The sequence below is a fragment of the Azospirillum ramasamyi genome (assembly GCF_003233655.1).
In the GTDB taxonomy this organism is placed as follows: Bacteria; Pseudomonadota; Alphaproteobacteria; order Azospirillales; family Azospirillaceae; genus Azospirillum; species Azospirillum ramasamyi.
The window spans coordinates 2354614-2368235 of sequence record NZ_CP029829.1 but is presented as its reverse complement, the minus strand read 5'-3'; the positions used below and the strand labels follow the sequence as shown (position 1 = coordinate 2368235).

Genomic DNA, 13622 nt, shown 5'->3' with positions numbered 1-13622 from the left:
TTCCTCCCGCCCTTCGTCTCAGCCGAACCGCTTGGCGATCACCGCATAGGCGGCGCGCAGGCCCAGCGCCTCGCCGCCTTCCGGCCGGCCGGGGCGGGCCGACCCGTTCCAGGCATAGGTGTCCAGATGCGCCCAGGGCGTGCCCTTCGACACGAACTCCTGCAGGAACAGCCCGGCGGTGATGGCGCCGGCGAAGCCGTTGGCGGTGACGTTGTTGATGTCCGCCACCTTGCTGTCCAGTCCCTTGCGGTAGGGCGCCCACAGCGGCAGCCGCCACATCGGGTCGTCGACCTCGGTCCCGGCCTCCGTCAGGTCGTTGGCCAGCGCATCATCGTTGCACATCAATGCCGGCAGGTCGGGGCCGAGCGCCACGCGGGCCGCGCCGGTCAGGGTGGCGAAGTCGATCAGCAGGGCCGGCTTCTCCGAATCCGCCTCCGCCAACGCGTCGCACAGGATCAGGCGGCCTTCGGCGTCGGTGTTGCCGACCTCCACCGTCAGGCCCTTGCGGGTCTTCAGCACGTCCTGCGGCTTGAAGCTGTTGCCGGACACGACATTCTCCACCGCCGGGACCAGCACGCGCAGCCGCACCGGCAGCCCGGCCATCATGATCATCCGGCCGAGCGCCAGCGCATGCGCCGCCCCGCCCATGTCCTTCTTCATGATCAGCATGGCGGAGGACGGCTTCAGGTCCAGCCCGCCGGTGTCGAAACACACGCCCTTGCCGACGATGGTGACCTTCGGATGCTGCGGGTTGCCCCAGCGCAGGTCGATCAGCCGCGGCGCCCGCGGGCTGGCGCGACCGACGGCATGGATGGCGGGATAGTCGCGGTCGAGCAGATCCTGCCCGACGATCACCTCGAGGCCGGCGTCGAACTCGGCCGCCAGATCCTGCGCCGCCTGGGCCAGCTCGGCCGGACCCATGTCGCAGGCCGGGGTGTTCACCAGATCGCGGACGAGGCAGGTGGCGGTCGCCGCGCGCTCCACCTCGCCGCGGTCGGCCTCCGCCGGCCAGACCAGATTGGCGAAGCCCTTCGCCGGCGGCTTCTTGTAGCGGCTGAAGCGGTAGCTGCCGAGCGCCCAGCCCAGCGCCGCCCTGGTCGCCGCCCGCTCATCCAGCGCCGCATCGATCTTGTAGGAACCGGCAGGCAGCGAGGCGGGCAGGCCGGCGAAGGCCCACAGGTCATCGACCGCCGAAACGCCGGCCAGCACATGGGCGACGGCGCCGTCCGGTCCCGGCAGGAAGGCGGTCGATCCGGCCTCGCCGGTGAAGCCCACCGCCTTGACCCAGGAGGCGATGGCCGGCGGCTGCGCGGCCAGCCAGTCGGCCAGACCGGCCTTGGTCACGGGGGTGAGGACGACGGTATCGGGGCCGTCGACGGCAAGCAGGGTGGCGAGCAAGACGGGGAATCCTTCTCACGAGATCACGTCACGCATCCGATGCGGATGCCCATTCCCAAGGATGGCGCGCCGGCGGCCGGCTGGAAAGGGGGCGATGCGCCGGGCAGGCATGGGCGGGCTGTGAAAGCCGGCGGATGGAACAGCGTGGAACGGTTTTCCGGGGATGTTCCACTGTTCCATCCGGTTTCCACACGCGCTCCCCAGCGCCGTTTCGAGGGCGGTTGATGCAGCGGATGGAACAGCGTGGAACAGGTTTCCGGCGATGTTCCAGTGTTCACTATGCCGGTCGGTCGGGCGCCGGTCGGGTGAATGAACGGCTGCGTCGGAACGGCCGGCGAAGACATGGCGCTCCCCCCCCCTTCAACCCGCTAGGCAAAACATCCTATCACGGGGTGAGAAAGCCGCCAGCGGTTGAATGAACCGGCATGACGCGCGAGGGGGGCACAGTTTGAGCTTCGATGCCCGGGCTTCCAAGGCCGCTCGGAGTCTAGCCGCGTCCCGGCTGAGGCATGGCCGGAGAATGGGGGTCGGCCAGCGCGATCTCGATCCGCTCCTTGCCTTTGCCGGTGTTGCGGCGCTTGAGCGTCAGCGCGCCGATCTCGCCTGTCCGGCGCAGATGCGTGCCGCCGCAGGGAACCCGGGCGAAGCCGGGGATTTCCCAGAAGCGGCGTTCGGCGGTTTCGTCGCTGAAGCCGCTCAGGATGGGGGTGTCGGCGGCGACGATGCGCGCGGCCTGCTCGGCGAATTCGGGCAGCAGCGGGGTCAGCGGCTCGTTCCAGGCGAAGTCGATGCGCGCCTTGTCGGCGGCGATGTGGGCGCCGACCTTGTGGATGCCGGGCAGGCGGGCCACCACCAGCTCAAGCACGATCTCGGCGGCGAAGTGCAGGCGCATCAGCCGGTAGCGGCGCTCCCAGTCGATCGCCACCGCAACGGCGTCGCCGGGGCCGAACCCGTGGCCGGGCGCCAGCCTGTAGCGGATGTCGCGGCCGTCCTTGCGGGCCTCCAGCACCTCGAAGCCGCCGATGGTGCCGGCATCGCTCTCCTGCCCGCCGGAAAGCGCGTAGAGGATGGTGGCCTCCAGCGTGACCTCGTCGCTGTCCACCGCGGCGATGCGGGTATCCAGGCGGGTGCGGTAGGGATCGTCCCAGAACATCTTCCGGGTCATGGAGCGCCTCGCGTATCGTTGGGAGATCGATTCCTGTCGCGGATGGACAGCCCGCCGACCCATCCGACCGTACACTATGCCTCCTCCGATGAAATACCCGGAAAAGCAATGTCGCGCGGGCGCGGCGGATGCCCGGCCGGGTGAAACAGGCCGGGTGCGACAGGGAGGCTTGCTACGGTCCCCGGTGGCAGGCCATCCTCACGCTCCCGCAGAGTGCGTGTCCTGAAAGGTGCAGTCCGATGTCCGACCTGACCCTGGTGGTGGGAAGCAAGGCTTATTCGTCCTGGTCGCTGCGCCCCTGGCTGGCGATGAAGCAGGCGGGGCTTGCCTTTGCCGAGACCGTCATCCCCCTGCGCCAGCCGGACACCGCCGCGCGCATCGCCGGACACTCCCCGTCGGGCCGCGTGCCCACCCTGATCCATGACGGGCTGACCGTCTGGGATTCGCTGGCGATCTGCGAATATGTGGCTGAACTGGCGCCCGAAGCCGGGCTGTGGCCGGCGGACCGGGCGGCGCGCGCGGTGGCGCGGTCGGTGTCGGCGGAGATGCATTCCGGCTTCGCCTCGCTGCGCAGCACCATGCCGATGAACCTCAAGCGCGACCGCAAGGGCGAGGGCATGACCGAGGCCACCGCCGCCGACATCGCCCGCATCCAGGCCCTGTGGGCCGATGCCCGCGCCCGCTTCGGCATCCCGGCGGGCGGTCCCTTCCTGTTCGGCGCCTTCACCATCGCCGACGCCATGTTCGCCCCGGTGGTGACGCGGTTCCAGACCTACGGCGTCGCGGTGGAGGCGGAGACGCGCGCCTATATGGACGCCGTGCTGGCCCTGCCGGCGATGGAGGAGTGGACCGCTGCGGCCAAGGATGAGCCCTGGGAGTTCGAGCCTTGAGCGGCTTCGGCCTTATGATCGGGGGCTTCGCCATCCGGCCGGCGGGGCCGGAGGATGCCGAGGCGGTCGGCGGACTGCTCCAGGCTTCCTACCCGCCGCTGATGGCCGCCGGTTATCCGGCCGACGTTCTGGAGCGGGCGCTGCCGGGGATGATGAAGGCCAATCCGCTGCTGCTTCGGTCGGGCACCTATCATCTGGCGGTGGCGGAGGACGGCGCAGTCATCGGCTGCGGCGGCTGGACCCGCGAGCCGCCGGGGCCGCCCTGCCAGCCGGTGGACCCGCAGGTCGGACACATCCGGCATTTCGCCACCCATCCCGATGCCTTGCGCCGGGGTGTCGGCAGCGCCCTGCTCGGCCGCTGCATCGCGGAGGCGCGGGGCGCCGGAGTCCGTCGGCTGGAGTGCCTGTCGAGCCTCATCGCCGAGCGGTTCTATGCGTCCGCCGGCTTCCGTTCCGTCGGCCGCCGGTCGGTGATCCTGGCGCCGGGCGTCCAGTTCGACAGCATCGTCATGGCGCTGGATCTGTCCCCGGCCGGCGGTTGACGCAACTCCACATGAAAACGGCGCGCCGTCCTGCCGGATGGCGCGCCGTTTTCATGTCTGCCCGCCGCCCCGCCGGTGAGGGCGGGGCGGGGAAGTCTTCGTCACTCCGCCGGAATGGCGCGCGGCAGGGTCACCGGCACGGCCAGACGGTGCAGCATCTCCTTCGGGACCACCTGCCAGAAGTGGCCGAGCTCGCGCTGCCAGTCGTTGAGGATCTCGGCGGCGAAACGGCTCTGCGTCTCGGCGACGTGCTCCTCGATCAGGGCGCGGAGCTGGGCCTCGTAATGGGGCACCTCGATCCGCTGGAAGATCACGCTCTCCTCGTTGATGTGCAGCGGCAGCGAGTCCTCCGGGTCGTACAGGTAGGCCATGCCCCCGGTCATGCCGGCGGCGAAGTTGTCGCCGACCTTGCCCAGGATGACCGCCGTGCCGCCCGTCATGTACTCGCAGCCGTTGGAGCCGCAGCCCTCCACCACCACGGTGGCGCCGGAGTTGCGCACCGCGAACCGCTCGCCCGCCTGGCCGGCGGCGAACAGCTTGCCGGCGGTGGCGCCGTACAGCACCGTGTTGCCGATGATGGTGTTCCTGTTCGACTCCAGCGGGCTGCTGGTGGCCGGACGGACCACGATGGTGCCGCCCGACAGGCCCTTGCCGACATAGTCGTTGGCGTCGCCCATCACCTCCAGCTTGATGCCCTGGACCGCGAAGGCGCCCAGCGACTGGCCGGCGGTGCCGCGCAGGCGCACCGTGATGTGGCCGGGCTGCAGCCCGAACATCCCGAACTTCCGCGTCACCATCGAGGACAGCCGCGTGCCGATGGCGCGCTGCGTGTTGCGGGCGTTGTAGGCGAGCTGCATCTTCTCGCCTTCCTCGAACAGCGGGCGGGCATCGGCGACGATGCGGGCGTCCAGCGTGTCCGGCACCTCGTTGCGGCCCTGCAGCGTGCAGTAGCGCGCGTTCTCGCCCGGATCGGCCTGGGCCAGCAGCGGGTTGAGGTCGAGGTCGTCCAGGTGGGCGCCGCCGCGGCTGACCTGATGCAGCAGGTCGGTGCGGCCGATCACCTCGTTCAGCGAGCGGAAGCCCAGGCGGGCCAGGATCTCGCGGACCTCCTCGGCCAGGAAGGTGAAGAGGTTGACGACCTTCTCCGGCGTGCCGACGAACTTCTCGCGCAGCTTCTCGTCCTGGACGCAGACGCCGACCGGGCAGGTGTTGGAATGGCACTGCCGGACCATGATGCAGCCCATGGCGATCAGGCTGGCGGTGCCGATGCCGAACTCTTCCGCGCCCAGCATGGCGGCGATGACGATGTCGCGGCCGGTCTTCAGGCCGCCGTCGGTGCGCAGCCGCACGCGGTGGCGCAGCTTGTTCAGCGTCAGGACCTGATGCACCTCCGACAGGCCCATCTCCCAGGGCAGGCCGGCGAACTTGATCGAGGTCTGCGGGCTGGCGCCGGTGCCGCCGGAGTTGCCGGAGATCAGGATGATGTCGGCGTTGGCCTTGGCCACGCCGGCGGCGATGGTGCCGATGCCCGACCGGCTGACCAGCTTCACCGTGACCTTGGCGTCCGGGTTGATCTGCTTCAGGTCATAGATGAGCTGGGCCAGATCCTCGATCGAGTAGATGTCGTGGTGCGGCGGCGGGCTGATCAGCATGACGCCCGGCGTCGAGTGACGCAGCCGCGCGATCATCTCCGTCACCTTGAAGCCGGGCAGCTGGCCGCCCTCGCCGGGCTTGGCGCCCTGGGCGACCTTGATCTCCAGCTCGCGGCACTGGTTCAGGTATTCGGCGGTGACGCCGAAGCGGCCCGACGCCACCTGCTTGATGGCGGAGTTCCAGTTGTCGCCGTTCTTGTCCGGGCGGAAGCGCGCCGGATCCTCGCCGCCCTCGCCCGAGTCGGACTTGGCGCCGATGCGGTTCATGGCGACGTTCAGCGTGCCGTGCGCCTCGGGCGACAGGGCGCCCATCGACATGCCCGGCGTGATGAAGCGCTTGCGGATGGCGGTGATGCTCTCCACCTCGTCCACCGGGACGGCGGCCTTGGTGGTGCGGAACTCCAGCAGGTCGCGCAGCTGCATCGGCGGCCGCTTGTTCACCTGCTCCGAATACTTCTTGAAGGTGGTGTAGCTGTCGTTGGTGACGGCCTGCTGCAGGGTGTGGATGATCCCACCCTCCCAGCCATGGCGGTCGCCCGACTTGCGGAAGCGGTAGAAGCCGCCGACCGGCAGCGGCAGCGCCTCGCCGGCATAGGCCAGCGCGTGCTGCTCCAGCACCTTCTTCTGGATGCCGTTCAGGCCGATGCCGGAAATGCGGCTGACCATCGCCGGGAAATGCTCGGCGACCAGGGCGCGGCTGAGGCCGATGGCCTCGAAGTTGCCGCCGCCGCGATAGCTGCTGATGACCGAGATGCCCATCTTGGACATGATCTTCAGCAGGCCGTCGTCGATGGCCTTCTTGTAGTTCGTCATCGCCTTTTCCAGCGACAGCGAGCCGAGCAGGCCGCGGCGCTGGCGCTCGGCCACCGCTTCCTGGGCGAGATAGGCGTTGACGGTGGTGGCGCCGACACCGATCAGCACCGCGAAGTAATGGGTGTCCAGGCATTCCGCCGTGCGCAGGTTCAGCGAGGTGAAGGTGCGCAGGTTGGAGCGGATCAGGTGGGTGTGGACCGCACCGGTCGCCAGGATCGCCGGGATGGCGGCGCGGGTCGGACCCATCGCCTCGTCGGTCATGATGACGTGGTTGGCGCCGCCGCGCACGGCGTCCTCCGCCTCCTGGCGGATGCGGCGCAGCGCGTCGCGCAGGGCGTCGGGGCCGGCATCGGCCGGGAAGGTGGCGTCGATCACCGCCGCGGTGTCGCCCATATACTCACGCATGGCGTGGAATTCGGCGGTGGTCAGCACCGGGCTGTCGAGTTGCAGCAACCGGGTCTGGCTCTCATCCTCGTCCAGGATGTTGCCGAGGTTGCCGAGGCGCGTCTTCAGGCTCATCACCCGGCGCTCGCGCAAGCTGTCGATGGGCGGATTGGTGACCTGGGAGAAGTTCTGGCGGAAGAAGTGGTGCAGGCCGCGGTACTTGTCGGACAGCACGGCGATCGGGCTGTCGTCGCCCATCGAGCCAATGGCTTCCTTCCCGTCCTCCGCCATCGGGTGGAGGATCAGCTCCATGTCTTCCATGGCGAGGCCGAAGGCCATCTGGCGGCGGCGCAGCTCCTCCTTCTCCATCTCCGACGGCTCGCCCTTCAGCGAGGCGGACTTCACCAGCTCGTCCAGATGCGTGGTGTTCTTGACCCACTGGCCCCAGGGCTTCTGGCTGGCCAGATGGTCCTTCAGCTCACGGTCGGTGAACAGCTTGCCCGCCTGGAGATCGACGGCGATCATCTCGCCCGGGCCGAGGCGGCCCTTTTCGATCACCTGGTTCTCCTCGATCTTGACCATGCCGGTCTCGGAACCGCCGATGATCAGGCCGTCGGCGGTGATGGTGTAGCGCATCGGGCGCAGGCCGTTGCGGTCCATGCCGCCGACGACCCAGCGGCCGTCGGTCATCGCCAGCGCGGCCGGGCCGTCCCACGGCTCCATCACCGAGTTGCAGTAGGAGATCAGGGCCTTGTGGTTTTCCGGCGTGGTCTGCGAGCTGGTCAGCGCCTGCGGCACCAGCATCATCTTGACCATCGGCGCGCTGCGGCCGGCGCGGACCATCACCTCGAACACCGAGTCCAGCGCGCCCGAGTCCGACAGGCCGACGCCGATCACCGGCTTCAGGTCCGCCATGTGGGTGCCGAACACCGCATGCTCCATGCGGGTCTCGTGCGCCTTCATCCAGTTGACGTTGCCCTTCAGCGTGTTGATCTCGCCGTTGTGGGCGAGCATGCGGAAGGGCTGGGCCAGCGGCCAGGTCGGGAAGGTGTTGGTCGAATAGCGCTGGTGGTAGATGGCGAAGGACGACTCGAAGCGGTCGTCGGTCAGGTCCGGGTAGAAGGTGGACAGCTGTTCGGCGAGGAACATGCCCTTGTAGATGATCGAACGGGCCGACAGCGAGCAGATGTAGAAGTCGTTGATCTGCTCGCCATGCACCGCCTTCTCGATGCGGCGGCGGATGATGTAGAGGTCGAGCTCGAACTGCTCGTCCGACACGCCCTTGCTGTTGCCGATGATGATCTGCTCGATCTCGGGCCGGGTCGCGTTGGCCTTCTCGCCGATGATGTCGACGTTGATCGGCACCTGACGCCAGCCGTAGATGTAGTAGCCGAAGGCCAGGATCTCGGTTTCGACGATGCAGCGGCAGGCTTCCTGGGCGTCCAGGCTGATGCGCGGCAGGAAGACCTGGCCGACCGCCAGGTTGTTCTCCGGCGGGGTGTGGCCGATGACCTTGACGTGGTCCTTGAAGAACTTCTGCGGCACCTGGACATGGATGCCGGCGCCGTCGCCCGTCTTGCCGTCGGCGTCAACCGCGCCGCGGTGCCAGACCGCCTTCAGGGCTTCGATGCCTTTCTCGACCACCGAGCGGCGGGGCTTGCCGTCGATCGCGGCGATGAAGCCGACGCCGCAGGCGTCGTGCTCGTCGGCCGGATTGTAGGCGTGCGCAGTGGTCAGCGCCGCGGCGTTGGCGCGGAAATCGGCGACGAACTGCTCACCCTGGTTCAACTCGGTGGTCATGGAACGACCCTTTCACAGTCTGGACGTTGACCTGGGGGGCGGAAGGGATGGCCCCCTGGGGTAGACGGTGGTTCTGATGCGGAGAGGGCGAACGACCCCCTCCCTGGCCCTCCCCCGCCCTCGGCCGGCCAAGGGCCGGCCCGATCGCGGGGGAGGGGACTGCCGCTTTTTTTGATAAGGCGGCCTTACTCGGCGGCCACGGCCAGCTTCGGCGCGCCGACGGTCTGGGCGTAGGCGTGCATCGCCTCGGCGGCGTCGCGGCCGTCGCGGATGGCCCAGACCACCAGGGAGGCGCCGCGGACGATATCGCCGGCGGCGAAGACGCCGTCCAGGCTGGTCATCTTGGTGCGGTGGTCGACCAGCAGAGTGCCCCAGCGGGTGACGGTCAGGTCCGGCGCGCCGAACATGCCCGGCAGATCCTCCGGCTCGAAGCCCAGCGCCTTGATGACGAGGTCGGCCGGCTCGGTGAACTCGGAGCCCTCGATCACCTGCGGGGTCTGGCGGCCGGTGGCGTCGGCCACGCCCAGGTGGATGCGGACGGCGCGGACGCCGGTCACCACGTCCTCGCCGGTGAAGCCCTCGGGAGCGGCCTGCCAGACGAACTCGACGCCTTCCTCCTCGGCATGCGCCACTTCGCGCTGCGAGCCCGGCATGTTCTTGCGGTCGCGGCGGTACAGGCACTTGACGGAGGTGGCGCCCTGGCGGATCGCCGTGCGCACGCAGTCCATCGCGGTGTCGCCGCCGCCGAGCACGACCACCTTCTTGCCGGCGGCGTTCAGCGAACCGTCCTTGTAGGCGCCGACGGAGTCGCCCAGGCCGACGCGGTTGGAGGTGGTCAGGTATTCCAGCGCCGGAACGATGTTCTTCAGGCCGGCGCCGGGGGCCTTGATGTCGCGGGCCTTGTAGACGCCGGTGGCGACCAGGATGGTGACGTGGCGCTCGCGCAGCTCGGCCAGCGAGGCGTCGCGGCCGACCTCGAAGTTGGAATGGAAGATGACGCCGGCATCGGCCAGGCGCTGGACGCGGCGGGCGACGACGTCCTTCTCCAGCTTGAAGCCGGGGATGCCGTAGACCAGCAGGCCGCCCATGCGGTCGTAGCGGTCGTAGACATGGACCTCGTAGCCCTTGGCGCGCAGTTCCTCGGCGGCGGCGAGACCGGCCGGGCCGGCGCCGATCACGCCGACCGACAGGCCCAGCTCGCGGGCCGGCTTGCGCGGCTTGACCCAGCCGTTCTCCCAGGCGGTGTCGTTGATGTACTTCTCGACCGAGCCGATGGTGACGGCGCCGTGGGTGGACTGCTCGATGACGCAGTTGCCCTCGCACAGCCGGTCCTGCGGGCAGATGCGGCCGCAGATCTCGGGGAAGTTGTTGGTGGCCTGGGAGACCTCGTAAGCCTCCTCCAGACGCCCCTCGGCGGTCAGCTTCAGCCAGTCCGGGATGTTGTTCGAGACCGGGCAATGCACCTGGCAGAAGGGAACGCCGCACTGCGAGCAGCGGTTGGCCTGCTCGCCGGCGCGCTCGTCGCTGAAGCGGGCGTAGATCTCGGCGAAGTCCTGGCGACGGTCGGCGGCGGACCGCTTGTCGGGCATCTTCTGCGCGGTGTGCACGAAGCCCAACATTTTCTGGTTCGCCATGACGTCTGCTCCTTCGCTTCGCGGCCCCGTCGTCTGCTGCGGGGACATCGCCTTGCCGGGCCTGACCGGGGGCTGTGGCTTGTGCCTACGCCGACCGGCTGGGTTGAAATCGAACGTCCGCAAAGTGGCGGACGCTCGTCATATAACGCATGCGTCGGGCCGGCGGAAGCACAAAAGAACCGATAGGTACGCTTTGTTGACCTTTTCTGCCGCAAGGCTGGAATGCGTGAGCGGTGCGGTATGGTATCGCAAAAACGAGATAGAAAATTAGTCCATAAACGAGACTATCTCGCAAATAGGGGTACCGACCCCACGCCGTCGCCAAGCACAGGCCGCGCCTGCTATAAGCACCGCAACATCCAACCCTGCCGAAGGCTGCGTGCCGCGATGATGATCGACCAATATCTGGACGCCACCCTGATGGGGCTGGTGGAGGGCCTGACCGAGTTCCTGCCGGTGTCCTCGACCGGGCACCTCATCATGCTGGACGAGTTGCTGGGCTTCCAGGGTCCGCCCGGCAAGGTGTTCGAGGTGGTGATCCAGCTCGGCGCCATTCTGGCGATCTGCGTCGTCTATTTCCATCGGCTGTGGCATGTCGCCACAGGGTTGAAGGATGATCCCGGCGCGCGGCGCTTCGTGCGCGCGGTGCTGATCGGCTTCCTGCCGGCGATGGTGCTGGGCGCCGCGCTGCACGGCGTCATCAAGACGCTGCTGTTCAACCCGACGGTGGTCAGCATCGCCCTGATCGTCGGCGGCATCGCCATCCTGCTGGTGGAGCGCCTGATCCCGGTCGCCCGCTATCACCAGATCGAGAATTTCTCCGCCCCGCTGGCGCTGAAGATCGGCTTCTGCCAGTGCCTGGCGCTGGTGCCGGGCGTGTCGCGGTCGGGGGCCAGCATCCTGGGCGCCCTGCTGATGGGCGTCGACCGCAAGGCGGCGGCCGAGTTCTCCTTCTTCCTGGCGGTGCCGACCATGGCCGGCGCCACCGTCTACGACCTCTACAAGAACTGGTCGGTGATGAATTTGGACAGCGGCCTGCTGATCCTGGTCGGCTTCGTCACCGCCTTCATCGCCGCGGCGCTGGTGGTGAAGACGCTGGTCGATTTCGTCGGCCGCTACGGCTTCACCCCCTTCGGCTGGTACCGCATCGCCATCGGCACCGGCATGCTGGCCTTCCTGTATCTGTAACCCTCAAGCGGCCTGCCGCGGCACCGCCCGCGCCGCGGCGACCGCCACGAACAGGGCGAGTACGGCCATCAGGGCGAAGGCGGTGGCGAGGCTGGTGGCCTGGGCGATGAAGCCGACCAGCGGCGGGCCGGCCAGCACGCCGGTGTAGCCCATGGTGGACACCGCGGCGACGGCATGGTCGGCCCGGCCGCTCTCCACCGCGCCGGCCGTGCTGAACAGCACCGGGACGATGTTCGACAGGCCGATCCCGGTCAGCCCGAATCCGGCCATCGCCAGCAGCGGCGATCCATCCGCCACCCAGCCGGCGGCCAGAACCAGGCCCAGCCCGGCCGCGGCCAGCAGGCTGCCGCCGCTCATCAGCGTCGCCCCGCCGAAGCGGTGGCGCAGCCGGTCGCCGCTGAAGCGTCCCACCGCCATCGCGGCGCAGAACACGCCGAACCCCATGCCGGCGAGCGAGGCCGGGGCGCCCAGATCGTCGCGCAGGTGGATGGCGCTCCAGTCCAGGATGGCGCCCTCGCTCATGAAGGACAGGGCGGCGAGCAGGCCGAGAAACAGGGTCTTGCGGTCGGGCAGGACCAGCCCGCCGGCCGAGGCGTTGCGGTCGGGCAGGAAGCGGCCCTGCAGGGCCAGGAACAGCGCGACCAGCCCGACCGACACCAGCGCGGCCTGCGCCGCCGGCGCCATCAGCGGCAGCAGAAGCCCGCCCAGCGCCGCACCCGTCAGCCCGCCGAGGCTCCACATCCCGTGCAGCGAGGACATGATCGGCCGGCCGAGCCGCCGCTCCACCAGCGCGCCCTGGGCGTTCATGGCGACGTCCATGGTGCCGCCCGAGGCGCCGAACAGCGCCAGCACGATGCACAGCGTCACCACGTCCGGCACCAGCGACGGCAGGGGCAGGAAGGCGGCGAACAGCAGGGCGGTCACCCGCGTCACCGGGGCGCTGCCCAGCCGCGCGAGCAGCGGCCCGCTGGCGACCATCGCGGTCAGCGCGCCGACGGCGAGGCAGAGCAGCGCCACCCCCAGCACGGCGGGGCTGAGGTCGAGCCGGTTCTTCAACAGCGGGATCTGGGTCGCCCAGACGCCGAAGACGGTGCCGTTCAGGAAGAAGGCGGTGACGGTTGCCAAGCGCGCGGCGGCGGCCTGTTCCATCACCCGGCCCGCGCCGCCGCGGATATCCTCTGCCCCTGTCATCGTCCGTCCAGTCGCTGTTGAACTGCCGACATGACGGTGGCCGGCGGGGAAATCAAGCAGGGAAGGGGCAGGCTAGCCATGCCCGCACCGGGCAGGAACCATGCCCGCACCGGGCGGAAACCATGTCCGAACCGGGCGGAAACCATGTCCGAACCCCGCCGGCCCCGTCAGTGCCGCCACATCTTGGCGGCGGAGAGCAGCAGGATCGCCGACAGGGCCGGCAGCAGCACCGGCTCCGGCACGATGCCCAGCAGCCGGCCGCCGATGAATGCGCCGGTCAGCGATCCCGCCGCCATCAGCAGCACGAATGCGCGGTTGCGGGCCAGAACCGACAGGCTGCGGTCGCGGGCGTAGCGGGAGAAGCCGGCGATCATGGTGGGCAGGCTGACCGCCAGGGACAGGCTGCCCGCCAGCTTCAGGTCGACGCCGAACAGAAGGACCAGCGTCGGGATCAGCAGCTCGCCGCCGGCCACGCCCAGGATGGAGGCGACGACGCCGATGGCGAAGCCGGCGGCGGTTCCGGCGGCGGCCAGCGCCATCCCGTCCAGCGCCGGCCCGGTTCCTTCCGGGCCGCCTCCCGGCATGCCATGGCCGAACAGCAGGGCGCCGGCGATCAGCACCAGCAGCAGGGCCATCACCCGGTGCAGCCGGGCGGCGTCCATCCGCATCGCCCAGCCCGCCCCGGCCCAGGCGCCGAGCAGGCTGCCGGCCAGCAGGTTGGCGATCACCGCCCAATTGTCGGCGACGAGGCCGAGCGGCACCGTTCCGGCCCGGAAGGGAAGGGCGGCGGCGACGACGACGAGGCTCATCGCCTTGTTCAGGATGATGGCGTCGAGTGCCGCGAAGCGGAAGGCGCCGATCAGCAGCGGCAGCCGGAACTCGGCCCCGCCCAGCCCGATCAGCCCGCCCAGCGTGCCGATGGCGGCGCCGCTGAGGAAGGAGGCGAGCGCACGCAGCTTCGACAA

Annotated in this window: 9 protein-coding genes; 3 read left to right on the top strand and 6 right to left on the bottom strand. The window is 69.3% G+C overall.

The features are described from left to right. Positions 1–18: 18 nt before the first annotated feature. A complete protein-coding gene (locus tag DM194_RS11115; protein ID WP_111067374.1) occupies positions 19–1398 on the bottom strand; it encodes a leucyl aminopeptidase family protein in 1380 nt (459 codons plus the stop codon). Between the two features lie 487 nt (positions 1399–1885). Beyond that, complete coding sequence (locus tag DM194_RS11110; protein ID WP_111067373.1) at positions 1886–2563, bottom strand: alanyl-tRNA editing protein; 678 nt, start codon at positions 2561–2563, stop codon at positions 1886–1888. A gap of 239 nt (positions 2564–2802) precedes the next feature. Between DM194_RS11110 and DM194_RS11105 the strand changes: the two genes are divergently transcribed. Continuing rightward, positions 2803–3453, top strand: a complete 651-nt coding sequence (locus tag DM194_RS11105; protein ID WP_111067372.1) for a glutathione S-transferase family protein — start codon at positions 2803–2805, stop codon at positions 3451–3453. Then, a complete protein-coding gene (locus DM194_RS11100) occupies positions 3450–3995 on the top strand; it encodes a GNAT family N-acetyltransferase (RefSeq protein WP_246024195.1) in 546 nt (181 codons plus the stop codon). Before DM194_RS11105 ends, DM194_RS11100 begins: the two co-directional genes overlap by 4 nt. A gap of 101 nt (positions 3996–4096) precedes the next feature. Here DM194_RS11100 and gltB read toward each other — a convergent pair whose 3' ends face one another. Both gltB and DM194_RS11090 read right to left on the bottom strand, forming a co-directional pair. Continuing rightward, positions 4097–8644 carry a glutamate synthase large subunit gene (gene gltB, locus DM194_RS11095; protein WP_111067370.1) on the bottom strand — a complete coding sequence of 1516 codons (4548 nt, stop codon included), beginning with the start codon at positions 8642–8644 and terminating at the stop codon, positions 4097–4099. Positions 8645–8829: 185 nt separating this feature from the next. Then, positions 8830–10278: an NAD(P)-dependent oxidoreductase gene (locus DM194_RS11090; RefSeq protein ID WP_111067369.1), complete on the bottom strand. Its 1449-nt coding sequence runs from the start codon at positions 10276–10278 to the stop codon at positions 8830–8832. A gap of 387 nt (positions 10279–10665) precedes the next feature. Between DM194_RS11090 and DM194_RS11085 the strand changes: the two genes are divergently transcribed. Continuing rightward, positions 10666–11466, top strand: coding sequence for an undecaprenyl-diphosphate phosphatase (locus DM194_RS11085; RefSeq protein WP_111067368.1), 801 nt, complete (start codon positions 10666–10668; stop codon positions 11464–11466). A gap of 3 nt (positions 11467–11469) precedes the next feature. Here the strand turns inward: DM194_RS11085 and DM194_RS11080 are convergent, their stop codons facing one another. After that, positions 11470–12657, bottom strand: a complete 1188-nt coding sequence (locus DM194_RS11080) for an MFS transporter (RefSeq protein WP_111067367.1) — start codon at positions 12655–12657, stop codon at positions 11470–11472. Positions 12658–12824: 167 nt separating this feature from the next. Beyond that, entirely contained in the window at positions 12825–13622 is a 798-nt protein-coding gene (locus DM194_RS11075) for a sulfite exporter TauE/SafE family protein (protein ID WP_246024194.1), read from the bottom strand.